The following is a 26,557-nucleotide window of genomic DNA, read 5'->3' on the forward strand; positions in this document are numbered from 1 at the left end:
GGAATGACCGACGCGCCTGCAACCACGGCTCTCGCCGATTCGACCCGAGGCTCCGCCCGGTTGGACGACAATGACCCGCCCTGGCCGCTGCGCCCGTGGATCATGGCCGCGATCTGCGCGGCGGCGGGGCTCGCGTTCCATGCGCTGGTTGATCACAATTATGAGGACGGGCTGGCGCAGTGGCGCAGCGCGCTGGCGACCGCGGTCGCGGTGGCCGCGGTGGTGTTCGTGCTTGGGGTCGAGCTGCGCCGCTGGAGCTGGGCGCTGGGGTTTGCGTTGCTGTGGGGCGTCGTGCTCGGGCTGATCGCGTGGCAGACGGCGGCGTATAATCTGCAGGGCAGTCCGATCGAATGGCCGTTCTGGTCGGGAATGCTCGCGGTGCTGGTCGCGACGCCGTTGTTCCAGACACGGCGCGATGTCGCACCCGACTGGCGGTTCTGGAAGCTATGGCAAATGCCCTACGACCGGCTGCACAGCCATGCGTGGACCGACGCGGTCATCGGCGCGGCGAGCCTGGCGTTCGTCGGCATCGCATTCCTGCTGACCTTCCTGATATCCGAGATGTTCCACCTGATCGGGATCGACCTGATCCGCGACCTGCTCAACGACGAATGGTTCGGCTGGATGCTCGCCGGTGCGGCGTTTGGCGGCGCCGTCGGGCTGCTGCGCGAACGCGACAAGCTGGTCGCGACGCTGCAACGGCTGGTGATGATCGTGCTGGCGGTGCTGGCGCCGGTACTGGCCGCAGCGCTGCTCATCTTCCTGCTGTCGCTGGCGGGGACGGGGCTCGCAAAGCTGTGGGCGTCGGGCTTTTCAACCGCCGCCCTGATGCTCGCGGCGGCGGCGTTCGCGGTGCTGCTCGCCAATGCCGTGATCGGCAACGGGACCGACGACCGCGCGACCAACCCCTTGCTCCGCTGGGCGGCGCCGGTGCTGGCGGTGGCGGTGTTGCCGCTGGCGGGGATTGCCTATTTTTCGATGCAGCTCAGGATCGGGCAATATGGCTGGACGCCCGAGCGCATTTGGGGGCTGATCGCGACACTGATCGCACTGGCTTATGGCATCATCGGCCTGTGGGCGGTCGTGAAGGGGCGGCGCGATTTCGACGATGTGCTGCGCCCGTTGCAGCAAAAGCTGGCGATCGGGGTGGCGTTGCTTGCCCTCTTTCTCGCGTTGCCGGTACTCGATTTCGGGGTGATTTCGACGCGCGATCAGATGGCGCGGTTGAATTCGGGGGCGGTGAAGATCGAGAAATTTGATTGGGCCGCGCTTGCCTTTGATTTTGGTCCACGCGGGCGCGCGGCGCTGAATGATCTGGCCCGATCGCCGTACAAGGACCGCGCCGATGCAGCCAAGGCGGCGCTGGCGGCGGCGAATCGCTGGGATTTGACCGGACCCAAGGGGCCGGTACTGCTCAAGCCAATCGCCGAGCGCCTACGCATCATCCCCGCCGACCGCGCCCTGCCTGCCGAAGCGATCGAGCGCATCGCGGGAACCTATATGTGCAGCCGGGCAAGGGCATGCGTCGCGCTGTGGCTGGCCGATGACCGGATCGGGGTGCTGGGGCAGAATGAACCGGGCGAGGCGACGCAGTTCGATTTCGTGTCGCGTAATGCCGAAGGCCGCTGGGTGCAGGGCGATCTGCGCCGCAATACGCCGCAGCCGCAGATGATCGACGATCTGTCGAAGGCGACGATCACGGTCGAAACGGTTCCGCAGCGCCGGATCCAGATCGACGGCGTACCGCAGACGGCAACCTTTGACTGACCGGATCCTCGCGGCGACGAAGCCATGGGGAGGATCATAGTTGAAGCGATCGGGTGAGAATGCTAGCGGCGCTGCTTCTCCCGATAAGGCGAAATACATGGCAATCGATCAGGCAACGGTCAGGAAAATAGCGTCGCTGGCGCGCATCGCGATCAGCGATGCCGAAGCCGCCGCGATGGAAGGTGAACTCAACGGCATTTTGGGCTGGGTCGAGCAACTCGGCGAGGTCGATGTGACCGGGGTCGAACCGATGACCGCGGTGATCCCGAACAAATTGCGGCTGCGCGACGATGTGATCGACGCCGACCCGCTGACCGGCGGCAACCGCCGCGATGATATTTTGGCCAATGCGCCTGCCGCGCAGCATGGCTTCTTTGGCGTGCCCAAGGTGATCGAATAATGACCGAGCTGACCAACCTGACCGTCGCGCAGATTCGCGATGGCCACCGCGCGGGCGACTTCAGTGCCGTCGAGGTCGCCGAGGCGTTCAACGCCAATGTCGCGGGCGCGAAGGCGCTGAACGCGTTTATCGTCGAGACGCCCGAGCATGCGATCGCCGCGGCGAAGCAAGCCGACGCCGACCGCGCGGCGGGGACGCTGAAGCCGCTGTCGGGCGTGCCGATCGGGATGAAGGATCTGTTCGCAACGAACGGCGTCCAGACGACCGCCGCGAGCCATATGCTCGAAGGCTTCGTGCCGCGCTATGAATCGACGGTTTCGCAGAAATTGTGGGACGCGGGTTGCGGCATGCTGGGCAAGCTGAACCTCGACCAGTTTGCGATGGGGTCGTCGAACGAGACCAGCTATTTCGGCAACGTCATCAGTCCGTGGAAGCGCAAGGACGGCGGCAATGCCGCGCTGGCGCCAGGCGGCTCGTCGGGTGGGTCGTCGTCGGCGATCGCGGCGCGGCTCTGCCCCGCGGCGACGGGAACCGACACCGGCGGTTCGATCCGCCAGCCCGCGGCCTTCACGGGCATTTCGGGGATCAAGCCGACCTATGGCCGCTGCTCGCGCTGGGGCATTGTCGCGTTCGCGAGCTCGCTCGACCAGGCGGGCCCTATGGCGCGCGACGTCCGCGACTGCGCGATTATGCTCGAAAATATGGCGGGCTTCGATCCAAAGGACGCGACGAGCCTCGATATGGCGGTGCCGAATTGGGAAGCGGCTTTGTCGAGTGATTTGAAGGGCAAGACGGTCGGGATTCCGAAGGAATATCGTCTCGAGGGCATCGATCCCGAGATCGATGCGATGTGGGATGCCGGCATCGCGATGCTGAAGGATGCTGGCGCCGCGGTCGTCGAGATCAGCCTGCCGCACACCAAATATGCGCTGCCGACTTACTATATCATCGCGCCCGCCGAAGCGTCGTCGAACCTCGCGCGCTACGACGGCGTGCGTTACGGGCTGCGCGACCTGCCGGAGGGGGCGGGGTTGCAGGACATGTACGCCGCGACGCGTGCCGACGGCTTCGGGCCCGAGGTCAAGCGCCGCATCATGATCGGTACCTATGTGCTGTCGGCGGGCTTCTACGACGCCTATTACACGCAGGCGCAGAAGGTGCGGACGCTGATCGCGCGCGATTTCGAGGCGGCTTTTGGCTCTTGCGACGTGATCCTCGCGCCGACCGCGCCGTCGGCGGCGTTCGGGCTGGGCGAAAAGATGGCCGACCCGCTGGCGATGTACCTCAACGACGTGTTCGCGGTCCCTGCGAGCCTCGCGGGGCTGCCCGCGATGTCGGTCCCCGCGGCGCTGAACCGCGAAGGGCTGCCGCTGGGCTTGCAGATCATCGGCAAGGCGTTCGACGAGCAGGGCGTGCTGAATGCGGGGCTGGCAATTGAAGAGCGGGCGGGCTTTACCGCGCGCGCCGAGAAGTGGTGGTAAGCGCACTGATCGAAGCGTTTGCCGCTCTCGTGCAAGAGGCTTTGCAGAGCCTCTTCATCAGGGACAAGCGCGCCGGCAAGAAAACCGGCACGGCGCAGTCGAGTGACAAAACGGGAAAGAAAAAACGCGATGTCTGATTATCGCATCAAGGGCGAAACCGGCGAGTGGGAGGTCGTGATCGGCCTTGAGGTCCACGCGCAGATCACCTCCAACGCCAAGCTGTTCTCGGGCGCCGCGACGGCGTTCGGAGCCGAGCCGAACACGCAGGTGTCGCTGGTCGACGCCGCGATGCCGGGGATGCTGCCGGTGCCGAACCGCGAGTGCATCCGCCAGGCGGTGCGCACCGGCATGGCGATCGAGGCGCAGATCAATCGCTGGTCGCGGTTCGACCGCAAGAATTATTTCTACGCCGACCTGCCGCAGGGATACCAGATTTCGCAGCTTTATCATCCGCTTGTCGGCGAAGGTTCGCTGACGATCGCCGCCGATGAAAAAGCGGGGATTCCGGCCGACAAGGTGATCGGGATCGAGCGTATCCATGTCGAGCAGGACGCCGGCAAGCTGATGCACGACCAGCATCCGACGATGTCGTACGTCGACCTCAACCGCTCGGGCGTCGCGCTGATGGAGATCGTCTCGCGCCCCGACATGCGCTCGCCCGCCGAAGCCGGCGCCTATGTGCGCAAGCTGCGCTCGATCCTGCGCTATGTCGGCTCGTGCGACGGCAATATGGAAGAAGGCTCGATGCGCGCCGACGTCAACGTGTCGGTCCGCAAGCCCGGCGACGAGTTCGGGACGCGCACCGAGACGAAGAATGTCAATTCGGTGCGCTTCGTGATGGCGGTGATCGAGGGCGAGGCGAAGCGCCAGGTCGAGCTGATCGAAAGCGGCGGCACGGTGGTGCAGGAAACGCGGCTTTACGATCCCGACCGCAATGAGACGCGCTCGATGCGGTCGAAGGAAGATGCGCATGATTACCGCTATTTCCCCGATCCCGATTTGTTGCCGCTCGAACTCGACGATGCGTTTCTCGACGAATGCCGCGCGAGCCTGCCCGAACTGCCGGACGCCAAGCGCGCGCGTTACCTGAGCGAAGGCATTTCGGCGTATAACGCCGATGTGCTGACCGCCGAGGTCGAGGCGGCGCGCTGGTTCGACGCGCTGCTCGAAGCGGGCGCGAAGCCGGTCGCGGCAGCGAACTGGGTGACGAGCGAGCTGTTCGGCGCGCTCAACCGCCTCGGCCGCGACATTTCGGATTCGCCGGTATCGCCCGCGCAGGCGGCCGAACTGCTCGGGCTTGTCGCCGATGGCACGATTTCGGGGACCATCGCCAAGCAGGTGTTCGAAAAGATGCTCGAAACCGGCGACGGCGCCGCGGCGATCGTCAATCGCGAGGGGCTGAAGCAGACGAGCGACACCGGCGCGATCGAAGCCGAGATCGCCAAGGTGCTCGCCGCGAACGCCGACAAGGTCGAGCAATATAAGGGCGGCAAGGAAGCCTTGTTCGGTTTCTTCGTCGGCCAGACGATGAAGGCGATGCAGGGCAAGGCGAATCCGCAGGTGGTCAACGAGCTGCTCAAAAAGGCGCTCGGCTGATCCGTCCTTGTGATCGACTTCACAGCAAATTCAGCGACTTCTGCCGCATATAGGCGCAACTGCGACGCGGATATGCGAATGAAGGAGCAATGATGGGGCGAACGATGATTACGGTGGGCGGCGCAATGATGCTGGTGCTCGGCGGCACCGCAAGCGCCGCGCCCGCGGTGAACGACGGCTATGACTGGACGATGCGGGTCAACGAGGACCGGATTTCCGACGCGATCCTGGCCTATGAAGTCGACGGCACCGACGACCAGCCGCTAAATTTCACTTGCGAGCAGGGCGGCAATCGTATCTTTGCCGGGATTTCGGGCGGGTCGCCCGATCTGACCGCGATCGAGCTGGTGTCGGGCAGCGCCAAACTACGCGTCACCGGCACCACCGAAGTCGACGAAATGCCCTTCTTTCGGTCGCAGGAAATTGCCGGCGGGTCGCCGCTGATCCGCGCCTTTGCCGCGAATGGCTGGTTGCGCATGACCGCCAAAGGCCGCGCAGTCGACATGGCGGCGACGGCGACCGGCAGACAGGCGATCGCGCGCTTCGTGGCCTTTTGTACCGAGTGAAGCGGGGTTAGTCGGCAGCGCGCCAGACGCTGCGGCCCTCCTTGATCGTTTCGACAACCTTCATGGCCTTGATGGCGCCCACCGGCGTCGTCAGCGGGTTTTTGTCGAGGATGACGAAATCGGCGAGCAGGCCGGGCTTGATCCGGCCTTTGCGGTCTTCTTCGAAGATTTGCCATGCCGGGCCGGTGGTGAGCGCCTGAAGCGCCGCATAGGCATCGACGCGTTCGTCGGCGCCGCTGACGACGCCGGTGGGCGAGACGCGCGCCATCGACGTCCACAGCATGAAGCGGGTATCGAGCGGGGTGACGCTATAGTCGCTGTGGTTCGACGGGATGAGCCCCGTGGCGCGCGCCGAGCGGAGCGGGCTGATGAAGTCGACGACTTCGGCGGGAAAATTGGTGCGGTGGACGTCGCCCCAGTACCACGCATGGTTCGAGAAATAGGCGGGGCCGACGCCGATGCGCTTATAGGCGGGCAGTTGGTCGCGGCGCTGGAACTGCGAATGGATCACGATCGGGCGGCGATCGTCGGCGGCCTTGATGCCGAGCGCGTCGAAGCCGCGGACCGCCATGTCGATCGCGGCATCGCCATTGGCGTGGACGAACAGCTGCCAGCCGCGGTCGTGAACCTTTTTGGCCTGCGCGATGAAGTCGCCTTCGGACAGGATCGGTTCGCCGTGCCAGGGGTGATGCCCCTCGGGACTGCCGCGCCGGTAATCGCGGGTAAAATAGCCGGTGCGCGCCTGCACCGATCCGTCGAGGACGAACTTGATTCCCTGCAGCTTCACATGGCCCTGATAGACGCCGAATTTGAGGTCGGGATTGGCAACCAGGCCGTCGAGGCCGGTCGAAAAGGGGAGCAGCGCGAGATCGATCCTGAGCCGCTCGCGCGCCGCCGCGCTGGTGAGGAAGGCGATATCGGGCGGCTGCGTCGCGCCGTCCTGCGCATGGGTATAGCCTTCGGCGAAATAGGCATTTTGCGCGGCGTCGAGCGCGGCGAGCTTTTGCTCGGCGGTCGGCTGCGGCATTTTGGCGAGCAGCAGGAACATCGCCTTTTCGAGCAGCACCCCGTTGAGCTTGCCTGCCTCGTCGCGCAGCATCATGCCGCCGGGCGGCACCGCAGTCGCCTCGTCGATCCCCGCGGCCTTTAGCGCGGCGCTGTTCGCGACCGCGCCGTGAAGTGAGACATGGAGCACGACGACCGGATGGTCGGGGACGATTGCGTCGAGTTCGGCGCGCGTGATGTAGCGCTTTTCGGTTAGGTTTTCCTGATCGAATTGCCAGACCGTCGTCCAGCCGCCGGGCGTCGGACCACGGCGCTGCATATAGTCGCTGATCTCGCGCTGGACGTCGTTGATGTCGGAAACCGGCTGACGGGCGCCCGTGCGCAGGTCGAAACCACCCGCGCTCATCGTCGCGACGGTGAAGTGCGAATGGGCGTCGATGAAGCCGGGGAGCAGGGTTGCGCCCTTCAGGTCGCGAATGGCGGCATCATCGCCAGCGGCCGCGCGCGCTGCTCCCTCCGGACCGGCAAAGATGATGCGGCCATCGCGTGCCACGACCGCCTCGACGGTCTGCGGTGTGTCGCCGTCCATCGTGATGATCGGCCCGCCGTGGTAGAGCGTCGCGCCGTCCTGCGCGCTGGCTGGCGCGGCTATCGCCAGCAAGGATGCGGCGATGGCGGCAATAATCGCTTTCATACAACTCTCCCCGCCGCGCACCGTGCGGAGCGGGCGGGGAGAGGTCAAGTCTCTCTATGCAAGTTATCGGGCGCTTGGCTGGTAAACGCGACCGTTCAGACCTGCTGCGGCGGGACTTCGTCGGGGCCGCGGCCCGGTTCGTCGATGTCGCCGCCGCCGGGTCCGCCGGGGATTTCCTGCGGCTGGCCCGCCGGGTCTTCCTGCGGGGTCGGTTGCACCGGATGCTCGGGCGGCGCCATCGGCTCGATGGTGTCGGGCTTGGGTTTGGGAAAGGGGTCGGTGGCGCGGACGTGCAGGCTGGATGCAAAGGTCATTGGGGCTCTCCTTGTCCCCAACAACGAACGGGCGTGACGCGCGTTCCCGCCGCCGAATTGTCGGGCTTTCGGCGCTTGCCCTCGGCGCCGCGTCTGCTATAGCCCCGCGCGGCCCGCACGGGCGTGCGCGGCACAGCGCGCGGCTTTGTGCACCCGGCCGACAGCCTCTGCGGGCGTGGCGGAATTGGTAGACGCGCTGGTTTTAGGTACCAGTATCGCAAGATGTGGGGGTTCGAGTCCCTTCGCCCGCACCAGTTCCGACGATCTGACGGGGATGCAGCCGGGATAGGGGAACCCCGCCATATGGCCGGGGTTCATCGATACGAGATTTTGAGCAAGGATAAGACCAAGGCAATGAAGACCGTCGAAACGCTGAACGAAGGCCTGAAGCGCGAATTTCGCGTGACCATCACCGCCAAGGATATCGACGCGCGCGTCGACGACGAGGTGAAGAACATCGCCCCGACCGTCCGGATGCCCGGCTTCCGCCCCGGCAAGGTTCCGCCGAACCTGATCCGCAAGATGCACGGCGCCGCGCTGTCGGCCGACGCGCTGAACAAGGCGATCGATCAGAGCGTCCGCGACCTGATGGCCAAGGAAAAGCTTCGCCCGGCGCTGCAGCCGGCGGTGACGCTGGCCGACGGTTATGAAACGGGCCAGGATGCTGAACTGACCGTGGCGCTGGAAGTGCTGCCCGACATCGAAACCCCGTCGATCGACGGTCTGAAGCTCGAGCGGCTGACGGTCCCCGCCGACGACAAGGCGGTGATGGCCAAGATCGAGGAATTCGCGGCGCAGATGAAGCGCTTTGAAGAAGCGCCCAAGACCAAGAAGGCCGCCACCGGCGATCAGGTCATCATCGACTTCGCCGGCAGCGTCGACGGCGTTGCTTTCGACGGCGGCACCGGCGAAGACATGGCGGTCGAGATCGGTTCGGGCCAGTTGATCCCGGGCTTCGAAGACCAGCTGATCGGCGCCAAGGTCGGTGACGAAAAGACCGTCAAGGTGACCTTCCCCGACGAATATCCGGTCGAGAATCTGAAAGGCGCCAAGGCAGAATTCGCCGTGACGGTGAAGGAAGTGAAGGTTCCGGCGGCGTCGAAGATCGACGACGAGTTTGCGAAATCGCTGGGCCTCGAAAGCCTCGACAAGCTGAAAGAGCTGATGAAGGATCAGGTCGAGCAGGAACTGAACGGCCTGACGCGCACCTATATGAAGCGCAAGCTGCTCGACCAGCTCGCCGCTGCCCACGACTTCGACGTGCCGCCGACGATGGTCGAGGCCGAATTCGGTCAGATCTGGCAGCAGCTGGAACAGGAAGTCGAGCGCGAGGACGATCCCGCTGCGGCAAAGGCCGAACTGGAAGCCGACCGCGACGATTATCACGCGATCGCGGTGCGCCGCGTGCGCCTGGGCCTGCTGCTGTCGGAAATCGGCCAGGCGCATGGCGTGCAGGTCAGCCAGCAGGAAATGCAGCGCCTGATCATGCAGGCTGCGCAGCAGTATCGCCCCGAAGATCGCGGCCGCTTCATGGAATATGTGCAGCAGGACGCGCTCGCCGCGGCCCAGCTCCGCGCCCCGCTCTATGAAGACAAGGTCGTCGACTTCCTGTTCGAAAAGGCCGAGATCAGCGACCGCGAAGTGACGCGCGAAGAGCTGGAAGCAGCGATCGAAGCCGACGACGACAGCGGCCATGTCCACGGCCCGGGCTGCGGCCACGACCACGACCACAAGCCGGCCAAGAAGGCGGCAGCGAAAAAGCCCGCGGCCAAGAAGGCCGAGGTGAAGGAAGAAGCCAAGGCCGAGGAAGCTCCCGCCAAGAAGGCTCCGGCGAAGAAGGCCGCCGCCAAGGCTGAAGCCGAAGAGAAGCCCGCTGCGGCGAAAAAGGCTGCTCCGGCGAAGGCCGCAGCAGAAAAGCCCGCCGCCAAGGCTCCGGCGAAAAAGGCCGCGGCGAAGAAATAAGCTTCGGCTGACGGATCACCGAAAAGGCCGGGTGGAGGATGCTCCACCCGGCCTTTTTTTTTGGATTTCGTGTAACCCTCCCCCTTGATGGGGGAGGCAGCGAGACTTGCCAGCTCGCTGGCTTAGTCGCAGCGGTGGGGGTGCGCTGTCGGCCTGAAGCGACGGGCGATGACGGGCCCTCACCCTCATCCAACTTCGCCTAATCGCTTCGCGATAAGGCTACGTATCCTTCCCCCATCAAGGGGGAGGGATATTTGACGATGAACTTCAAATCACCGCCATATTATAGCAATGCCAGCTGAAGATCGCGGCGGCACCGCGGTGCGGGCGCCAGGGTTCGGCGAGTTCGCGTGCCTGCTTCTCGCTCGGGCGCGCGCCGAGTTGGAGGATGCGGCCCACCGCTTCCTGTACCGCAAGATCGCCCGCGGGCCAGATGTCGGGGCGTCCTTCGGCGAAGAGCAGGTAAATCTCCGCCGACCAGCGGCCGATGCCCTTGACCTTGGTGAGCAGCGCGATGGCGTCCTCGTCGTCGGCGGGGAGGGCGTCGAACTTCAGCTCGCCATCGAGGATCAGTTGCGCGAGGCTCTTGGCATAGCTCTGCTTCTGCCCCGACAGGCCGCAGGCGCGCAGCGTATCGAAATCAGCGGCGGCCACCACCTCGGCAGGACAGCCTGCGCCAAACTGCGCTTCCAGCTTGTTCCAGATCGAGGTCGCGGCGGCAACGCTGACCTGCTGGCCGACGATCGTGCGGAGGAGGGTGGTGTAGCCCGGCGCGCGGATGCGCGGTTCGGGGTAGCCCGCGTTGCCGAGCGCGCGGGCAAAATTGGCGTCGCGCGCCGCCAGTGCGTCGATTCCGGCGTTCAGCTGTTCTTGCGACAGACCCATATATATTCCCTTTTTGTTCCTCTGATCGTCACTAGCAGCGCTTGATTTGGCGCGCAACGCGCGACATAGCGCCAGCAACTTCGAAGATATGGGGACTAGCATGGCCAAGCTGATTGTCGTGACGCGTGACGGAACCGAACATGAGATCGAGGGCGACACCAGCCTGACGGTGATGGAAAATATCCGCGACGCCGGGTTTGACGAACTGCTGGCGCTGTGCGGCGGGTGCTGTTCGTGCGCGACGTGCCATGTCCATGTCGAGGCGGGCGCCACCGATCAACTGCCCGCGATGAGCGAGGACGAGAACGACCTGCTCGATTCGACCACCGACCGCGATGCCACTTCGCGCCTGTCGTGCCAACTGCCGTTCAGCGAGGCGCTGGATGGGTTGAAGGTGCGGATCGCGGCGGAGGACTAAAACGTCGCCCCCGCGAAGGCGGGGCCGCTAGAGGTTTATGCCGCGGCGAAGGACACGGCCGACAAGGGCTCCCGCCTGCGCGGGGGCGACGCTTACTTGCCCGCCGCCGCGACCGCGTAGAGCGCGATCGCCGCGGCGTTCGAGATGTTGAGGCTCTCCATCCGCGGCGAGATCGGCAGCTTGGCCAGTACGTCGCAATGCTCCATGACATTGTGCCGCATGCCGTCGCCCTCGGACCCCAGCACCAGCGCGACCTTGCTGCCGTCGAGCGTCGAGCCGAGCGTCGTTTCGGTGTCGCCCATCAGCCCGATGCGCCAATATTGCGCCTCGGCGATTTCCTCCAGCGCGCGCGACAGGTTGACGACGCGCACCCATGGCACCGTCTCCAGCGCACCCGACGCCGATCGCGCGATCACGCCGCTTTCGGGCGGGCTGTGCCGATCCTGCGTGATGATCGCCGCCGCGTCGAACGCCGCCGCCGACCGCAGCACGGCGCCGATATTATGCGGGTCAGTGACCTGGTCGAGGATGACGAGCGGACGTTTGCTTTCGGCGTCGACCTCTTCCTGCAACAGGTCGCCGAGGTAGATGCCCTCCAGCGGATCGACCTCGATCACGAGTCCCTGGTGCGGCGCATCGCGCGCAACGAGTCGCGCGAGGTCGGTGACGTCGGCATAGGAGATCGGCACCACCGGCGGCAGATCGAGCTGGCCCAGCGCATCGCGGGTGCCCCAGATGCGCTTGACGGTGCGCTCGGGGTTGGCGAGCGCCGCCAACACGGCGTGGCGACCCCAGAAGCGAATGGCCTGTCCGCGCTGGCTTTGCCCGGCGGGACGGCGATGGCGAGAAAATTGACGCATGATGGGGCGCCTTTCCCACGACTGCCATTGACAGGCAAGCATCGTTTCGCCATTGGACCGCTTCCCAAAGCGGACCCCATGGACAGGTGGCCGAGTGGTTAAAGGCAGCAGACTGTAAATCTGCCCGGGTTTCCGTACGCTGGTTCGAATCCAGCCCTGTCCACCACCCTCTTCGATCGATGCCAGCAATGGCCCGGAGCCCGAGAGGCTCCGGGGTGATCGCGTTATTTTCTCTCCACCAGTTCCCGCAGCAGAAAGGCGTGGAGCATCGCGGCGCGGACCGCGTCTTCGGCGTGGTCGGCGCCGACCGAGTGGCCGCCTTCGATATATTCGTGGTAATAGACGCTGTTGCCGAGTTCCTTCAGTCGCGCCGCATATTTGCGGGCGTGCCCCGGATGAACGCGGTCGTCCTTGGTCGACAGGTAAAGGAAGATCGGCGGATATTTCACGCCCTTGCGCAGTGCCTGATAGGGCGAATATTTCGACAGGAAGGCCCAATCTTCGGGAACGTCGGGATCGCCATATTCGGCGACCCATGACGCGCCCGCGAGCATCTTGTCATAGCGCCACATATCCTTGATCGGCGATCCTGAGATGACCGCGCCATAGAGGTCGGGGCGCTGAGTCATCGCGGCGCCGACCAGGACGCCGCCGTTCGAGCGGCCCGAAATCGCGATCTTGCCTTTCGCGCTGATCCCGGCGGCGACCAGATCCTCGGCCACGGCGTGCAGGTCATCGAAGCTGTTCTGGCGTTTTTCGCGCAGCGCCGCCTGATGCCAGGCCGGACCATATTCGCCCCCGCCGCGGATGTTGGCGAGGACATAGGCATTGCCGCCCTCGACCCAGTACAGGCCGAGCGGGCCGGCGCGGTAAGGCTGGCCCGTGAGATAGCCAGGCGTCTGTGCGGCGCGGAAACCGCCATAGGCATGGACCAGCGCGGGGACGGGGCCGCTGGCGCCTTTTTTGCGGGCGAGGAAATAGGGGATTTTGGTGCCGTCCTTCGACGTCGCAAAGCGCTTCTCGACGGTCATGTCCGCGGCGTCGAAGGTCGCGGGCAGGCTCTGTACCGCTTGCGGTGCCTTGTCTTCGGCCACTGCGTAGAGGGTCGGCGGGGTCAGCATCGTTTCGGCGGTAGCGAGCACAAGGTCGCGTTTGCCGACCGTCCCGGCGATCCCGACGGTGGCGTTGGCGGCCAGCGGCACCTCCTTCTGGCTCCATTGGCCGGTTGCCGGGTTGCGGCGCAGCGCGAACAATTTGCCTTCGACGTCGTCCAGCGCCTTGACCCACAGGATATTGTCGGTCGCCGACACCTCCTCGATTGCCTGCGCGCTGGTCGGCGTCATCGCCGTGACGATCGGCACCTGCCGGTCGGCGGCCATGTCGGCGAGCGACAGCGAGACGAGTGATCCCGCGGGGATGCCCGACCATGGCTGGTTGAGGAAAATGATGAGCTGTCCGCCGATCACGTCGCGGATGCTCGCGGTGTCGGGGACGATGGTGGAGATGTAGCGCGACCCGTCGCCGCTGCGCAGCTTGATGTCGGCGGTGTAGAATGTCTTGCCGCGGCTGATCATCGGCCAGCGCCGGTCGCCATCGGTCAGCGCAAAGACGTTCATCCCGACGTCTTCGGTTTCACCCTCTGCCACCGTTTCGGCGGCGGCCAGCGGTGTCCCGCGTTTCCAGCGCTTGACGATGCGGGGATAGCCCGACGCGGTCATGCTGCCCGCGCCATAATCGGTCGCCACCAGCAGCGTGTCGGCATCCTCCCACGTCACGCTGCTTTTCGCCTGCGGCACGGTGAACCCGCCCTCGACAAAGCTTTTGGTCGTCCGGTCCCATTCGCGCACGACATCCGCGTCGGTGCCGCCGGGGCTCAGCGACACGAGGCAGCGGGTATAGGTGGGCGCCAAGCACTCGGCGCCGTGCCACACCCAGCTTTGCTTTTCGGCTTTGCCCAGTACGTCGACGTCGATCAGCGTCGTCCACTCGGGCTTGCCAGCCAGCCAGGCATCGAGCGGGCTTTGCCGCCACAGCCCGCGCGGGTTGGCGGCGTCGCGCCAGAAGTTGACGATCATGTCGCCCATCACGCCGCCGGGCATCGCGATCTGGCGATCATCGTCCAGAATGTCGCGGGCGCGCTTGCGATCGGCCTCGAAACCCGGGCGATTGACGACCAGCGCGTCGGTGGCGGCATTTTCCTGTTTGACCCAGCCGAGCGCCTTTTCGCCTTCGATGTCTTCCAGCCACAGATAGGGATCGGATTCTTGCGCGGCGGCGACCGCCCCGAACGAACAGCTGAGAGCAAGCGCGGCAATGCTGGCGCGGATCATCAATATATCTCCCCTGGGGTATGGTGACGCTGTGCTAGCATCATCAGACACCCAAGGGGAAGGCTCTACCCGGTGTCGTTTCGTTCCGCGCCAAGACGGGGCTATTGATCGATAATCATCGTCCCGGGGTGATGTTTGTCGAGGTGGCGCTTGATGATCTTGAGATTGCGGCTGTTCGAACGAAAGAACAGGTCGAACGCGTCGCCCACCAGCGGGATTGCGCCCAGCGCCGTATCGACGCCGACGTTCCCGGCCATGCGCCACAGCTTCCATTTCGGCATGCCCAGATTGCGCGCTTCCCAGATCAGATAGGCGCCCATCAGTCCGGCGATGACGTCGCCGACCACCGGTACCAGACCGACGACGGCGTCGAGGCCGACCTGGCGATTGATGCCAGGAATGACGAAGCTGCGTTCGAGCAGGACTTCCAGCGTCTCGACGCGCTTGCGTAGCGCCGCAGGGTCGGTGCGGTTCGGGATCAGCGCGTCGAAAATGGCGTCGGGATTGGGCGGCGAAGGGGCCATGGGCGTGCTTTCATAAAGCGCCAAGATTGGCGCCGTCATTTTAGTTGGGAGCGGCGATCACGTGATTCAATGGGTGCTGCGCGCGCGGGTTCGCGCGCAGGCCGGTCAGACGCTGCGCGGCGACCGACCAGCGGAGCGGGGTGGCGAGGGGGATGAAGGGGGTATAGCGCGCCAGCAGGACCTCGGCCTCGGTCACTTGGGCCGACCGCTGGCCGACGTCGATGTTGCGCATCGCCTGTTCGATCAGATCCTGTGCCTCGCGATTGCACAGCGTGTCGCGTCGGCACGACAGGCGGCGCAGCGCCCACAGCGGATCGTCATTGGGCGCTACCTCGTCGATCAGGCGCAGGTCGGCCGTCGACGCCATCGCCACCCGGCGGCTGGGAACGCCGATCGCGGTGAAATCGGCCGCGATATAAGCGAACAGGATGCGCCCGCCCGGCGAATCGGGGACGGCGATGCGGATCGGCTCGATCTCGCGGCCCGCCGCGCGCCACGCGTCGACGACGCGTTTTGCCTGCGCCTGCCGCGACGCATCGTCATAGTCGGCCCATGCCGGCTGCAACGGCGCGGGGCCGCCACTGCGAACATGGACCACGGGGCGCAAGGTCAGCTGCGCTTGCCATTCTTCGAGCCCGAACGCTTCGACCAGCCGCTCGCGCCGGATCGCACGCGTCAGCGCGTCGCGATTGGTGTCGGTCGCCAGAAACCCTTCGGCGCGGACGAACGACAGGCCGAACAGGCCGGGCGCGGGGTCGACGACTAGCCGCGATCGCGCGATGTTCGATGCGGCGAAATAGGGAAGGGTCGAAAATCGGCCGCCGACCACCCCGTCGGCATAGCCGTTCTTGAACCGCGCGAGCGCCCCGGCGGGCGAGGTGCCGACAAGCTCGATCGACGCGGCGGGATCATTGGCGGCGGCTTCGGCGGCGGCGGGGTCTTCCGCGAGCGGATCGGGCACCGGCGACAGCAGGATGGCGCGGCCGATCCTGCGCGCGCGCATCGGACCCCATCCCATCCCCTTGTTGACGATCGCCATCGACGGTTGCGCCAGCAGTTCGAGAATCGCGGGCTGCGGCACCGACAGCCGGATTTCGATCACCGTGTCGGTCATCGCCCGGATCGTCTCGATTTCCGGGAAGTCGTTTTTCAGCATGTGGCGGCTCGCCGGGGCCAGATAGGTGCGAAGGATCGCCGCGACATCCTGAGCCGTCACCTTGCGACCGTTGCCCCACTTTGCCTCGCGCAGCCGAAAGATATAGCTTCGCCCGTCGGTGGTCACCGTCCAGCGATCGGCCAGCCCGGTATCGATCTGGCCCTCGCCATCATAGCTGACCAGCCCCTGCGACGTCGCGTCGAGCAGCGCGGCGTTGGTCGCGGACAATTCGCCGTTCAGCGGACTGGCGGCAGGGTTGATCGATCCCATCGCGGCGATCCGCACCGGGCCCGCCTCTCCGAAGAGGCCGCAGCTCGACACGGTCAGCACAAGGCCTGCCGCCGCCATCAGCATGGTGGTGCGCCGATATCTGCCTGCCGCCGTCATTCCTGGTCTGGTCCTTTTCGTCTGCGTAAGCCAATCATAACCAAAGGCTGCGAAACCGGAATAGGGCTATCGTCGCAAATGGTGAGAGAATGAACGGGCAGGGCGACCAACTACCGGGGCAATCGGTGGCGCTGCGCGTCGAGGTGGCCGGGCGCGCGGTCGGGCATGTCCGGCGGCAATTGAGCGTGGTCCCGCACGGGCTGGACGCCGCCCTGGCAGGGGGCGCGGCCGTGCTGCCGCCGGCAGGGCGCGACGGCTGGCTGCTGCGGTCGCTGCCGGCGCAGCATCTGCCCGCGCTCCGCGCCCAACTCGGCGGCTGGCTGTTCGCCGTCCGCCAGCATTATCCGCGCCACTATATCGCGATGCAGGGCGGCAGTTTCGACGATTGGTGGCAGGGGTTTTCGTCAAAGACCCGTTCGACGCTGTCGCGCAAGGCGCGGCGGCTGGGCGACCAGTTCGACGGTGGTTTCACCGTACGCTCATATCGCACTGCGGCGGAGGTCGCCGAATTCATGGCGATCGCGGGCGATCTGTCGCGCCGCACCTATCAGGCCCGGTTGATGCAGGCCGGGCTCCCTTGCGACGTGGCGGACGTTGCGCAGGCGGTTGCCGCCGCTGCGGACGACAAGATCCGCGCCTTTCTGTTGTTCGCGGGTGGGCGGGCGATCGCCTATCTGTATCTGCCGGTCGAGCACGACGTGCTGGTCTATGCCTATCTTGGCTATGATCCCGACTACGCCGATCTTTCGCCCGGCACGGTCTTGCATGTCGAGGCGATGCGCGCGCTATATGGCGAAAACCGCTTTCGCGCCTTCGATTTCACCGAAGGCGATGGCGCGCACAAGGCGCAGTTCGGCCGCGCGACCATCGCCTGCGCCGATATACTCATACTCCGCCCGACGCTGCGAAACCGGCTAACACTGGCGGCGATGCAGGGAATCGACAGCGCGGCGGCGCGTGGCAAGGCGGTGCTCGACCATCTGGGACTGCGTGCCAAAGTGAAGGCACTTATCCGCCGCTGACGGGACTGGATTGCTGGTGCGGACGGCGGGACTTGAACCCGCATATCCAGAGGATGGCAGATTTTAAGTCTGCTGCGTCTACCGATTTCGCCACGTCCGCACGGGGCGGTGCCGGTCAAGCCGATGGGTCGATTGAGGTCAAGCAATGTTTGCCGCTTCACCCGGCGATGCTGCTCGGCTAGACCGCGAACATGACAGCAGTTCTTGAAATTTCCGGGCTCGGGAAAACCTATAAAAGCGGCCATGTCGCACTCAGCGACGTCGACCTTTCGATCAACAAGGGCGAGATTTTCGCGCTGCTCGGGCCGAACGGCGCGGGCAAAACGACGCTGATCAGCATCGTTTGCGGCATCGTGACCGCCAGCGAGGGGAGGGTGACCGTCGCGGGGCATGACCATGCGCGCGATTATCGCGCGGCGCGGACGATGATTGGACTGGTGCCGCAGGAATTGCACACCGACGCGTTTGAAACCGTGCTGGCGACGGTCAGCTTCTCGCGCGGCTTGTTCGGCAAACCGCGCGATCCCGGGTTCATCGAACAATTGCTGCGCGACCTGTCGCTGTGGGACAAGCGCGGGTCAAAGATCATGGAATTGTCGGGCGGCATGAAGCGCCGCGTGATGATCGCCAAGGCGCTGAGCCACGAGCCCGAAATCCTGTTCCTCGATGAGCCGACCGCGGGGGTCGACGTCGAGCTGCGCCGCGACATGTGGCAGATGGTCCACGGGCTGCGCGAGCGCGGGGTGACGATCATCCTGACCACCCATTATATCGAAGAGGCCGAGGAAATGGCCGATCGGGTCGGGGTGATCAGCAAGGGCCGGTTGATCCTGGTCGAAGAAAAGCACGCGCTGATCAAGAAATTGGGGCGCAAGACGCTGACCCTGAACCTTGCCGAACCGATCGCGGCGGTGCCCGCGGAACTGGCGGACTGGAAACTGGTACTTGCCGGCGACGGCCACGAACTCGTCTATGAATTCGACAGTCAGGCGGAGGCGACGGGGGTGCCGTCGCTGCTGCGGCGGATGACCGACATCGGGATCGCGTTCAAGGATCTGCATACGAAACAAAGCTCGCTCGAGGATATTTTCGTCGGGCTGGTGCATGAAACCAAGGGAGAGGGCGCATGACCGCGAACTGGCGCGGGGTGCGCGCGATCTATGCGTTCGAGTTGGCGCGCTTCGGGCGGACGGTCTGGACCAGCCTGGCGCTGCCGGTGATCACCACCGCGCTCTATTTCGTGGTGTTCGGATCGGCGATCGGCGGCCGGATGAGCGAAGTCGGCGGCGTGCCTTATGGCGCCTTCATCGTTCCCGGCCTGATGATGCTGACGATGTTCACCGAAAGCATCAGCAACGCGTCGTTCGGCATCTATATGCCGAAGTGGACGGGGACGATCTACGAGATGCTGTCGGCGCCGCTGTCGCCGCTGGAAACGGTCCTTGCCTATGTCGGGGCGGCGGCGACCAAGTCGGTGATCATCGGATCGATCATCTTTGCGACCGCGCATCTGTTCGTCGATGTCCAGGTCGCGCATCCGCTGCTGATGGTCGGCTTCATGCTGTTGATGGCAGTGACATTCTGCCTGTTCGGCTTCATAATCGGCATCTGGGCGCAGAGCTTCGAACAGTTGCAGGCTATCCCGATGCTGGTGATCTATCCGCTCACCTTCCTGGGCGGCGCCTTCTACTCGCTCGACATGCTCCCCGCCGCGTGGCGCGCGGTGACGCTGTTCAATCCGGTCGTTTATCTGATCAGCGGGTTCCGCTGGACCTTCTTCGGCAAGGGCGACGTCGGCATCGAGGTGAGCATGGCGGCGGTCGCCTTGTTCTTCGCGCTGTGCCTGGGCGTGATATTCTGGATGTTCCGTACCGGGTACCGGCTCAAGAACTGACCCTCGATCAGCGACCGAGGCGGCGCAGCGCCGCTTCGACCGCGGCGATCTGATCGGCGCCCAAACCGGCGAGCGATTGCCGCGCCAAGGCGAAGCGGGCGTCGATCAGCTCTTCGACCATCGCAAAGCCCTTGGGCGTCAATCGGGCGGATAGCTTGCGCCGATCGTCTGGGCTGGTGCCGCGCTCGATCAGTCCGGCGCACTCCAGCCGCCGCAGACACGCGGTCATCGCGCCCGATGTCAGCAGCACATTGTGCTGAAGTCGGGAAGGGACGCTTTCATAGGGCGGTCCCGCGCGCCGCAGCGTCGCGAGCACGTCGAAGTCGGAATAGCTCATGCCGTGCGTGCGCAACAACTGCGAAGCCTCCTGTTCATAGACGCGGCCGAGCCGGATGATCCGGCCGACGACCTGCATTGCCTCGGCGTCCGACGCGGGCCGCTCGCGCCGCCAGTCGGCGACCAGATTGTCGATCAGATCGGGCGGTGTCGTCATATGTACCGGTGCTTTGTCCGAGGTCAGTTGCTGCAATTAATCTTTATATGAAGATAAATTCGTGTGGCAATATTCTGGCGTGGAGATTGATCGAGTGGCTAGCGTGAAGATGACCCGGTTCCAGCATGTGCTGCTGTCGTGCGCAGCGTTAATGTCGATCGCCGCGCCCGTCGCCGCGCACACCAGCGCGGCGCCCGCTGTCGTACCGGCTCCACCGCCGTCGCACGCCGATGTCGACAGCGCGAAATGGCAGGCGATGGATGTCTATATGCAAGCGCAGGTGCGGAACGATATGTTCAGCGGCACCGCGCTGGTCGCCCGCGATGGCGAGCCCCTCTTCGTCAAAAGCTATGGCATGGCGAATTATGAATTGGGGGCGCCGAACACGGCCGAGAATAGTTATTTGCTGGGATCGGTGGTCAAGCAGTTCACCGCGACCGCGATCCTGCAATTGCAGGAGCAGGGGAAGCTGAAGGTCAGCGATCCAATCTGCCGGTACCTCGAAACCTGTCCGCAAAGCTGGCAGGAGATCACGCTGCACCATCTGCTGACCCATACGTCGGGCATTCCCAATCTTACGAGCCTGCCCGGTTGGGACGAGAAACTGGCGATGCTGAGCTACACCCGTCCCGAGCTGGTCGCGCTGTTTCGGGACTTGCCGCTGGACTTCGCGCCGGGCGAAAAGTTCGACTATTCCAATTCAGGATATACGCTGCTCGGGGTGGTTATCGAACGCGTCGCGGGGCAGGGATATTATCAATATCTCGACGAAAGGCTGTTCAAACCCGCCGGGATGACGCGCACCTACAGGGGTGACACGCGCGCGCTCGTCCCCGGTCGGGTGACCGGCTATTATTCGGTTGGAACCGATTTTATCAGCGCGCGACTGGTTAGCCCGACCGTCGACCTTGGCTCCAGCGGTGTCTATTCGACGGTGGGCGATATGCTGCGGTGGGACAAGGCGCTGACCGACGACCGCCTGATCTCGCGCGCGTCGCGCGACGCAATGTTTACCGCGGGCAGGGGGGATTATGGCTATGGCTGGTTTATCGGCCAGCGGCATGGTCGGCCGATCCAGTTTCATTCGGGCAGCGACAACGGGTTTTCGACCAATATCGCGCGCTTTCCAGACGACCGGTTGACCGTGGTGGTGCTGAGCAACAGCGACCGGGCCAACGCCGGGCGGGTGAGCAGCGACCTCGCGGCGATCGCTTTTGGCGCGCCGTACAAAATGCCGGCCGAACGATTGGGCGACCTGCTGTGGAATGTCATGCGCGATCGCGGCGTGGCGGCGGCTCTGGCGCGCCATGCCGAGCTGAAGCGGACGGCGCCGACGGCCTATGACTTCGGCGACGAAACGCTCGTGACGATGGGCTATGACCTGTTCGAAGTCCGGCGACTGGCCGAGGCGAAAGCGGTTTTCGAATATAATCTGCAGCAATACCCCAAATCGGCATACAGCTATGACGGGCTTGCCGATGTTGCCGATGCCGAAGGCGACAAGGTTCGCGCGATTGCGATGTTCGAAAGGTCGCTCGAGGTGGATCCCAAGAACCGCTATGCGGTCGAGGGACTGGCCCGGCTCCGCGCCGTGGGTGCGACAACGCCCTGACGGGTTCCTGAATCATATCGAACGGGGCCGCTGATGAACAATCTTAGGCGGCCCCGCGATCGTGTCAGCAACCGCGGGCAGCCCGAAGCGCCGCGCGCCGCCAGTGCATGGTGGGCCGATTTCGCGGCTGGTTTCGGCCGGAAACCGGCTCAAACTTAACGTCTGTATTCGGGTTCGGTGCCGCTTCGACCGGCGAGGTCAGTCGTTCAGGCGCTCGCGCATTTCCTTGCCGGGTTTGAAATAAGGGACGTTTTTCGCCTTCACATCGACCGACGCGCCGGTGCGCGGATTGCGGCCGGTGCGCGATTCGCGTGCACGGGTCGAAAAGGCACCAAAGCCGCGCAGCTCGACGCGGCCCCCCGCCGCTAGCTGCTCGACAATGGAATCAAAAAAAGTATCGACGATGCGTTCGACTTCTTCGACGCGCAAATCGCTGTTTTCGCTCGCGATCTTCTGAACCAGTTCTGACCGGATCATCTGCTTCCCCTATTATATAAGTCACGCGTTTCCCGCCAAAGCGGGCGTCCGGTCGTTGCCGGTCCATTCCTTGCGTGAGACCCCTCCCAACGCGCGCCGAAGGTATCACGAATCACTGTTTGGTCAAAATATATCACCAAAAGAAAAAGGCCCGCAGAGGGACACTCTGCGGACCTTTTTGTTCGTTTCGCTATGCAAGTTTGAAATTAATCTTTCTTGCCGGCTTTCAATGCTTCGCCGAGGATGTCGCCGAGCGAGGCGCCCGAGTCCGACGAACCATATTGTTCGACCGCCTGCTTCTCTTCGGCGATCTGCATCGCCTTGACCGAGAAGTTCGGCTTTTTCGAACGGTCGAAGCCGATAACCATCGCATCGAACTTCTGGCCGACCTGGTAACGCTCGGCGCGCTGTTCGTCGCGGTCGCGGCCAAGGTCGGCGCGCTTGATGAAGCCGGTGGCGCCATCGTCGCCGGCCTGCACTTCCAGGCCGTTGTCGCGGACTTCGAGGACGGTGACGGTGACGACGTCGTTCTTCTTCACCGAACCGGCAGCGGCTGCGCCACCGCCAACGGCCGGAGCGCCCTTTTCAAGCTGCTTGATGCCCAGGCTGATGCGTTCCTTCTCGACGTCGACGTCGAGAACGACGACCTGAACCTGCTCGCCCTTGCGGTGGAGGTGCAGCGCTTCTTCGCCCGAGATGCCCCATGCGATGTCCGACATGTGAACCATGCCGTCGACGTCGCCCGGCAGACCGACGAACAGGCCGAATTCGGTCGCATTCTTGACTTCGCCTTCGACGACCGACCCGACCGGGTGGGTGTCGGCGAATGCGCCCCAGGGGTTCGACTGCGCCTGCTTCAGGCCCAGCGAGATGCGGCGCTTGTCGCTGTCGACTTCGAGGACGATGACGTCGACTTCCTGGCTCGTCGAAACGATCTTGCCGGGGTGGACGTTCTTCTTGACCCACGACATTTCGCTGACGTGGACCAGGCCTTCGATGCCGGCTTCGAGTTCGACGAACGCACCGTAATCGGTGATGTTCGTGACGGTACCCGACAGCTTCGCACCGACGGGGTACTTGGCGGCGACGCCTTCCCACGGATCGCTTTCGAGCTGCTTCATGCCCAGGCTGATGCGCTGGGTGTCGCGGTTGATGCGGATGATCTGCACCTTGACCGTGTCACCGATGTTGATGACTTCGCTCGGGTGGTTGACGCGCTTGTAGCTCATGTCGGTGACATGGAGCAGGCCGTCGATGCCGCCGAGGTCGACGAACGCACCATAATCGGTGATGTTCTTGACCGCGCCTTCGATGATCTGGCCTTCTTCCAGGTTCAGGATCAGACCCGAACGCTGTTCGGCGCGCGTTTCTTCGAGGATGGCGCGGCGCGACACGACGATGTTGCCGCGGCGGCGATCCATCTTGAGGATCTGGAACGGCTGCGGCAGGTCCATGAGCGGGCCGACGTCGCGCACGGGGCGGATGTCGACTTGGCTGCCGGGCAGGAACGCCACGGCGCCGCCGAGGTCGACGGTGAAGCCGCCCTTGACGCGGCCAAAGATGACGCCTTCGACGCGGGCTTCCTTGTTGAATTCTTCTTCCAGGCGGTCCCACGCGGCTTCGCGGCGAGCGCGGTCGCGCGACAGCATGGTTTCGCCATTGGCGTTTTCGACGCGGTCGACATAGACTTCGACTTCGTCGCCGACGTTGATGTCGGCCTTCTGGCCCGGCATGGCGAATTCGCGCAGCGGCACGCGGCCTTCGCTCTTCAAACCGATGTCGATGACTGCCAGGTCGTTTTCGATCGCGGTGACGGTGCCCTTGACGACGCGGCCTTCAAAGCCGCCATCAGCACCACCAAGCGATTCATTGAGCATCGCGGCGAAATCGTCGCGCGTCGGGAAAGCCGTAGTGGCCATAAAAACAGGTTCCTTACTTCATTGTTCCGGCCAAGCGGTTGGTTCCGCTGGTCTTGTGGCCGATATGTCCTGCGCGCCGGATGCGATGCAGAACATCCTTCGGACCACAGCGGACGGGGCAGGGGCAAAGCAAAAGGGGCGCGGCGGGAGAGGCCCGTCGCGCCCGACGCCCGGTTTCGGGCGGCGGTTGTCCATGCCTCGACCGGCGCTATGGCCCGTCGGACCGCGCGCCTATAGCCCCCAAACCCCGCAAACGCAAGGTTGAAAGCCAGGTTCAGGCGGCGCCGCGAGCGCGCGCTTCGACAAACGCAATGGCTGCGGCAATGGCGGCTTCGCGCGGCATGTCGCTGTTGTCGAGCAGCATCGCGTCGGGCGCGCGCAGCAAAGGCGCGTCGGCGCGCCCGGTGTCGCGCGCATCACGCGCGTGAACATCGGCAAGCACCGCGTCAAAGGTGACGTCGACCCCGCGCGAAAGCATCTCGGCATGGCGGCGCCGCGCGCGCACGTCGGGGCTGGCGGTGACGAACAGCTTGGCATCGGCATGCGGGGCGATGACGGTGCCGATGTCGCGCCCGTCGAGGATCGCGCCGCCGGGCTGGTTGGCAAAATCGACCTGACGCTGAAACAGGGCCGCGCGCACTTGTGGATGCACCGATACCCGGCTGGCAAGCCCGCCGGTGGTTTCATAGCGGAGCGCCGGATCGTCGAGCAGGCTGTCCGGAAAATCGCAGGCGGCGAGGGCGTCAGCGGCATTGTCGGCATCGCCATGGTCGAGCTGCGTCTGATAGCCGACGGCGCGATAGAGCAGCCCGGTGTCGAGCACCGGCAATCCGAAATGATCGGCGAGCGCGCGCGCGATCGTGCCCTTGCCCGACGCGGTGGGGCCGTCGACGGCGATGATCATCAGTTGCCCTGAAATGCGTCGATACGCACAAAGGTCAGCCGGTTATCGGGGCCGAACAGCAATTTGATCCATCCATCGGGTTCGAACGAGCCGCCGCACGACGCGATACCTTCGCCTTCGCCCGCCTGACCGGGTTCGAGGCAGTCGATCGCGATTTCAGGCAAAAAGGCGCGAACGCGCGCCATGACCTCGGGCCGCGTGCGCGCGGTGCCGATATTGAGCGCCGAAATGTCGCGGTTGCCGACGTCGGCGGCATTGATGATTTTGATCGCGACCACCTCGCCGAAAATGATGTGGCGGACACCGGCGCGGTCCTGCCATTCGCAATCGATCGCGGTTTCGGTGCAATCCTTTTCGTTGACCAGTCTCCCGATCTTTTTCGGATCGACCGCGCGGTTCAGCTCGTGCGCCGAAAAGCTGGCGTCGGCGCGGGTCAAGGGATCGGCGATCGTTGCCTTTGCCTGCGCCTGCGGGCTCGCGGCCAACATCGCGGCGGCGGCGAGGGGCCATGCGACCGCGTTGCGATATATGATCATGCCTGCAATTCTCCCAACAGCGTCTCGAAATTGGGAAAGCTTGTCGCGACCGGCGCCATGTCGTCAATCGTCACCGGTGACCTGGTGACAAGTCCGGCGACGGCAAAGCTCATGCAGATGCGATGGTCAAGATGACCGGCAATGGTGGCACCGCCGGGCAGCGGATCGCCCCCGCTGCCGTCGATGACCAACCCGTCCTCGCCTTCCGTCACGCGCGCGCCAATGGCTTTCAGGCCGGTCGCCATCACCGCCAACCGATCGCTTTCCTTGACGCGCAATTCGTCGAGCCCTCTGGTCGTCGTGCGGCCCTTGGCCAGCGCCGCGGCCACGAACAGGATCGGGAATTCGTCGATCATGCTCGGCGCGACCGCGGGATCGACGTCGATGCCGGTGAGCGCGCTGTGCCGGACGCGCAGGTCGGCAACGGGCTCGCCGCCGACTTCGCGCGGATCGATCAGTTCGATGTCGCCGCCCATCTGGCGCAGCACCTCGATCAGCCCGGCGCGCGTCGGGTTCAGCCCGACATTGGTGATGCTGACGTCGGATCCGGGGACGATCAGCGCCGCGACGATGAAGAAGGCCGCCGACGACGGGTCGCCGGGAACGACGATCGTCTGCGGTTTCAGCTCGGCCTCGCCCATGATGCAGATATGGCGCGTGCCGGTCGGATCGATTTCAATGCTGAGATTGGCGCCGAACCCGCGCAGCATTCGCTCGCTATGGTCGCGCGTCGGTACCGGCTCGATCACTTCGGTGACGCCAGCGGTGTTGAGTCCCGCAAGCAGGACCGCGCTTTTGACCTGCGCCGACGCGACGGGAAGGCGGTAGGACATCGGAATGGCCGGAGCGAGACCGCGCACCATCAACGGCAGGCGCCCCCCCGACGAGGCGGTGATGTCGGCGCCCATCTGCGACAAGGGATCGATGACGCGGCCCATCGGGCGGCCCGACAGGCTGGCGTCGCCCACAAAGGTGGCGGTGATCGGGTGGCTGGCGACCAATCCCATCAAGAGCCGGGTCGAGGTGCCGCTGTTGCCCATGTCGAGCGCTTCGCGCGGTTGGAGTAGCCCGCCCACGCCGACGCCGTCGATTCGCCATTCGCCATCGGGGCGGCGTTCGATGCTGGCGCCCATCGCGCGCATCGCCGCGGCAGTGGCCAGCACGTCATGTCCTTCGAGCAGGCCGGTGACGCGGCTTGTCCCGACCGCCAGCGCGGAGAGCATCAGCGCGCGATGCGAAATGCTCTTGTCGCCGGGGATCGCGATCCTACCTTTGAGCGGAACGGATGCGGCAAAGCTGCGCGGGCTGGCAGGTTGATCGGTCATGGCGAGCGGCTTTTGACAGCGCCCTAACAA

Annotated in this window: 25 protein-coding genes and 3 tRNA genes; 14 read left to right on the forward strand and 14 right to left on the reverse strand. The window is 64.8% G+C overall.

Annotation, left to right across the window (positions count from 1 at the left end):
* The first annotated feature begins 3 nt into the window (after positions 1 to 3).
* From SPYCW_RS05005 to SPYCW_RS05025, 6 genes are all read left to right on the forward strand, one after another.
* Positions 4 to 1,767: a DUF4153 domain-containing protein gene (locus SPYCW_RS05005; protein ID WP_232014836.1), complete on the forward strand. Its 1,764-nt coding sequence runs from the start codon at positions 4 to 6 to the stop codon at positions 1,765 to 1,767.
* A gap of 97 nt (positions 1,768 to 1,864) precedes the next feature.
* Positions 1,865 to 2,167 carry an Asp-tRNA(Asn)/Glu-tRNA(Gln) amidotransferase subunit GatC gene (gene gatC, locus SPYCW_RS05010; protein ID WP_120215870.1) on the forward strand — a complete coding sequence of 101 codons (303 nt, stop codon included), beginning with the start codon at positions 1,865 to 1,867 and terminating at the stop codon, positions 2,165 to 2,167.
* Positions 2,167 to 3,648, forward strand: a complete 1,482-nt coding sequence (gene gatA / locus SPYCW_RS05015; protein WP_120215871.1) for an Asp-tRNA(Asn)/Glu-tRNA(Gln) amidotransferase subunit GatA — start codon at positions 2,167 to 2,169, stop codon at positions 3,646 to 3,648. Before gatC ends, gatA begins: the two co-directional genes overlap by 1 nt.
* Entirely contained in the window at positions 3,642 to 3,785 is a 144-nt protein-coding gene (locus SPYCW_RS18935) for a hypothetical protein (RefSeq protein ID WP_172595425.1), read from the forward strand. Before gatA ends, SPYCW_RS18935 begins: the two co-directional genes overlap by 7 nt.
* Entirely contained in the window at positions 3,778 to 5,244 is a 1,467-nt protein-coding gene (gene gatB / locus SPYCW_RS05020) for an Asp-tRNA(Asn)/Glu-tRNA(Gln) amidotransferase subunit GatB (RefSeq protein WP_120215872.1), read from the forward strand. Before SPYCW_RS18935 ends, gatB begins: the two co-directional genes overlap by 8 nt.
* Positions 5,245 to 5,336: 92 nt before the next feature.
* Entirely contained in the window at positions 5,337 to 5,810 is a 474-nt protein-coding gene (locus SPYCW_RS05025) for a hypothetical protein (RefSeq protein WP_172595426.1), read from the forward strand.
* 7 nt (positions 5,811 to 5,817) lie between these two features.
* Here SPYCW_RS05025 and SPYCW_RS05030 read toward each other — a convergent pair whose 3' ends face one another.
* On the reverse strand, positions 5,818 to 7,509 hold the full coding sequence (locus tag SPYCW_RS05030; RefSeq protein ID WP_120215874.1) for an amidohydrolase: 1,692 nt from the start codon (positions 7,507 to 7,509) through the stop codon (positions 5,818 to 5,820).
* A gap of 95 nt (positions 7,510 to 7,604) precedes the next feature.
* Positions 7,605 to 7,823: a hypothetical protein gene (locus tag SPYCW_RS05035; protein ID WP_120215875.1), complete on the reverse strand. Its 219-nt coding sequence runs from the start codon at positions 7,821 to 7,823 to the stop codon at positions 7,605 to 7,607.
* Between the two features lie 169 nt (positions 7,824 to 7,992).
* Here SPYCW_RS05035 and SPYCW_RS05040 point away from each other — a divergent pair.
* Both SPYCW_RS05040 and tig read left to right on the forward strand, forming a co-directional pair.
* Positions 7,993 to 8,077: transfer RNA gene (locus SPYCW_RS05040), tRNA-Leu, on the forward strand.
* 100 nt (positions 8,078 to 8,177) lie between these two features.
* Positions 8,178 to 9,785 (forward strand): trigger factor, encoded by a 1,608-nt coding sequence (tig, locus tag SPYCW_RS05045; protein ID WP_120215876.1) that lies wholly within the window; start codon positions 8,178 to 8,180, stop codon positions 9,783 to 9,785.
* 267 nt (positions 9,786 to 10,052) lie between these two features.
* Here the strand turns inward: tig and SPYCW_RS05050 are convergent, their stop codons facing one another.
* Positions 10,053 to 10,670 carry a DNA-3-methyladenine glycosylase family protein gene (locus tag SPYCW_RS05050; RefSeq protein ID WP_120215877.1) on the reverse strand — a complete coding sequence of 206 codons (618 nt, stop codon included), beginning with the start codon at positions 10,668 to 10,670 and terminating at the stop codon, positions 10,053 to 10,055.
* Between the two features lie 100 nt (positions 10,671 to 10,770).
* On the opposite strand from SPYCW_RS05050, the gene SPYCW_RS05055 reads away from it, so the two are divergent.
* Positions 10,771 to 11,088, forward strand: coding sequence for a 2Fe-2S iron-sulfur cluster-binding protein (locus SPYCW_RS05055; protein WP_120218115.1), 318 nt, complete (start codon positions 10,771 to 10,773; stop codon positions 11,086 to 11,088).
* Positions 11,089 to 11,180: 92 nt separating this feature from the next.
* On the opposite strand, the gene rlmB is transcribed toward SPYCW_RS05055, so the two are convergent.
* Positions 11,181 to 11,948 carry a 23S rRNA (guanosine(2251)-2'-O)-methyltransferase RlmB gene (gene rlmB / locus SPYCW_RS05060; protein WP_120215878.1) on the reverse strand — a complete coding sequence of 256 codons (768 nt, stop codon included), beginning with the start codon at positions 11,946 to 11,948 and terminating at the stop codon, positions 11,181 to 11,183.
* A gap of 80 nt (positions 11,949 to 12,028) precedes the next feature.
* On the opposite strand from rlmB, the gene SPYCW_RS05065 reads away from it, so the two are divergent.
* Positions 12,029 to 12,114 (forward strand) — tRNA-Tyr (locus SPYCW_RS05065).
* A gap of 58 nt (positions 12,115 to 12,172) precedes the next feature.
* Here the strand turns inward: SPYCW_RS05065 and SPYCW_RS05070 are convergent.
* From SPYCW_RS05070 to SPYCW_RS05080, 3 genes are all read right to left on the reverse strand, one after another.
* Positions 12,173 to 14,278 (reverse strand): prolyl oligopeptidase family serine peptidase, encoded by a 2,106-nt coding sequence (locus SPYCW_RS05070; protein ID WP_120215879.1) that lies wholly within the window; start codon positions 14,276 to 14,278, stop codon positions 12,173 to 12,175.
* 101 nt (positions 14,279 to 14,379) lie between these two features.
* Positions 14,380 to 14,802 carry a DUF4112 domain-containing protein gene (locus tag SPYCW_RS05075; RefSeq protein ID WP_120218116.1) on the reverse strand — a complete coding sequence of 141 codons (423 nt, stop codon included), beginning with the start codon at positions 14,800 to 14,802 and terminating at the stop codon, positions 14,380 to 14,382.
* 40 nt (positions 14,803 to 14,842) lie between these two features.
* Positions 14,843 to 16,345, reverse strand: coding sequence for an ABC transporter substrate-binding protein (locus SPYCW_RS05080; RefSeq protein WP_120215880.1), 1,503 nt, complete (start codon positions 16,343 to 16,345; stop codon positions 14,843 to 14,845).
* An 89-nt stretch (positions 16,346 to 16,434) separates the two neighbouring features.
* Between SPYCW_RS05080 and SPYCW_RS05085 the strand changes: the two genes are divergently transcribed.
* Positions 16,435 to 17,367 carry a GNAT family N-acetyltransferase gene (locus SPYCW_RS05085; protein ID WP_120215881.1) on the forward strand — a complete coding sequence of 311 codons (933 nt, stop codon included), beginning with the start codon at positions 16,435 to 16,437 and terminating at the stop codon, positions 17,365 to 17,367.
* Positions 17,368 to 17,381: 14 nt separating this feature from the next.
* Here SPYCW_RS05085 and SPYCW_RS05090 read toward each other — a convergent pair.
* Positions 17,382 to 17,467: transfer RNA gene (locus tag SPYCW_RS05090), tRNA-Leu, on the reverse strand.
* 91 nt (positions 17,468 to 17,558) lie between these two features.
* Here SPYCW_RS05090 and SPYCW_RS05095 point away from each other — a divergent pair.
* Positions 17,559 to 18,497, forward strand: a complete 939-nt coding sequence (locus SPYCW_RS05095; RefSeq protein ID WP_120215882.1) for an ABC transporter ATP-binding protein — start codon at positions 17,559 to 17,561, stop codon at positions 18,495 to 18,497.
* The gene (locus SPYCW_RS05100) at positions 18,494 to 19,261 is read left to right on the forward strand and encodes an ABC transporter permease (RefSeq protein WP_120215883.1); all 768 of its coding nucleotides are present in this window, start codon (positions 18,494 to 18,496) and stop codon (positions 19,259 to 19,261) included. Before SPYCW_RS05095 ends, SPYCW_RS05100 begins: the two co-directional genes overlap by 4 nt.
* Before the next feature lie 7 nt (positions 19,262 to 19,268).
* On the opposite strand, the gene SPYCW_RS05105 is transcribed toward SPYCW_RS05100, so the two are convergent.
* Entirely contained in the window at positions 19,269 to 19,754 is a 486-nt protein-coding gene (locus SPYCW_RS05105; protein WP_120215884.1) for a MarR family winged helix-turn-helix transcriptional regulator, read from the reverse strand.
* Between the two features lie 94 nt (positions 19,755 to 19,848).
* On the opposite strand from SPYCW_RS05105, the gene SPYCW_RS05110 reads away from it, so the two are divergent.
* Positions 19,849 to 21,366: a serine hydrolase domain-containing protein gene (locus SPYCW_RS05110; RefSeq protein WP_145985940.1), complete on the forward strand. Its 1,518-nt coding sequence runs from the start codon at positions 19,849 to 19,851 to the stop codon at positions 21,364 to 21,366.
* Between the two features lie 198 nt (positions 21,367 to 21,564).
* Here SPYCW_RS05110 and SPYCW_RS05115 read toward each other — a convergent pair whose 3' ends face one another.
* From SPYCW_RS05115 to aroA, 5 genes are all read right to left on the reverse strand, one after another.
* Positions 21,565 to 21,843, reverse strand: coding sequence for an integration host factor subunit beta (locus SPYCW_RS05115; protein WP_120215886.1), 279 nt, complete (start codon positions 21,841 to 21,843; stop codon positions 21,565 to 21,567).
* A 206-nt stretch (positions 21,844 to 22,049) separates the two neighbouring features.
* Positions 22,050 to 23,762, reverse strand: coding sequence for a 30S ribosomal protein S1 (gene rpsA / locus SPYCW_RS05120; RefSeq protein WP_120215887.1), 1,713 nt, complete (start codon positions 23,760 to 23,762; stop codon positions 22,050 to 22,052).
* A 274-nt stretch (positions 23,763 to 24,036) separates the two neighbouring features.
* Positions 24,037 to 24,666, reverse strand: coding sequence for a (d)CMP kinase (locus tag SPYCW_RS05125; RefSeq protein ID WP_120215888.1), 630 nt, complete (start codon positions 24,664 to 24,666; stop codon positions 24,037 to 24,039).
* Positions 24,666 to 25,202, reverse strand: coding sequence for a hypothetical protein (locus tag SPYCW_RS05130; protein WP_120215889.1), 537 nt, complete (start codon positions 25,200 to 25,202; stop codon positions 24,666 to 24,668). Before SPYCW_RS05130 ends, SPYCW_RS05125 begins: the two co-directional genes overlap by 1 nt.
* Complete coding sequence (gene aroA / locus SPYCW_RS05135) at positions 25,199 to 26,527, reverse strand: 3-phosphoshikimate 1-carboxyvinyltransferase (protein WP_120215890.1); 1,329 nt, start codon at positions 26,525 to 26,527, stop codon at positions 25,199 to 25,201. The genes SPYCW_RS05130 and aroA overlap by 4 nt, the downstream gene beginning before the upstream one ends.
* Positions 26,528 to 26,557 lie beyond the last annotated feature (30 nt).

It is taken from the genome of Sphingopyxis sp. EG6 (genome assembly GCF_003609815.1).
Taxonomy (GTDB): Bacteria; Pseudomonadota; Alphaproteobacteria; order Sphingomonadales; family Sphingomonadaceae; genus Sphingopyxis.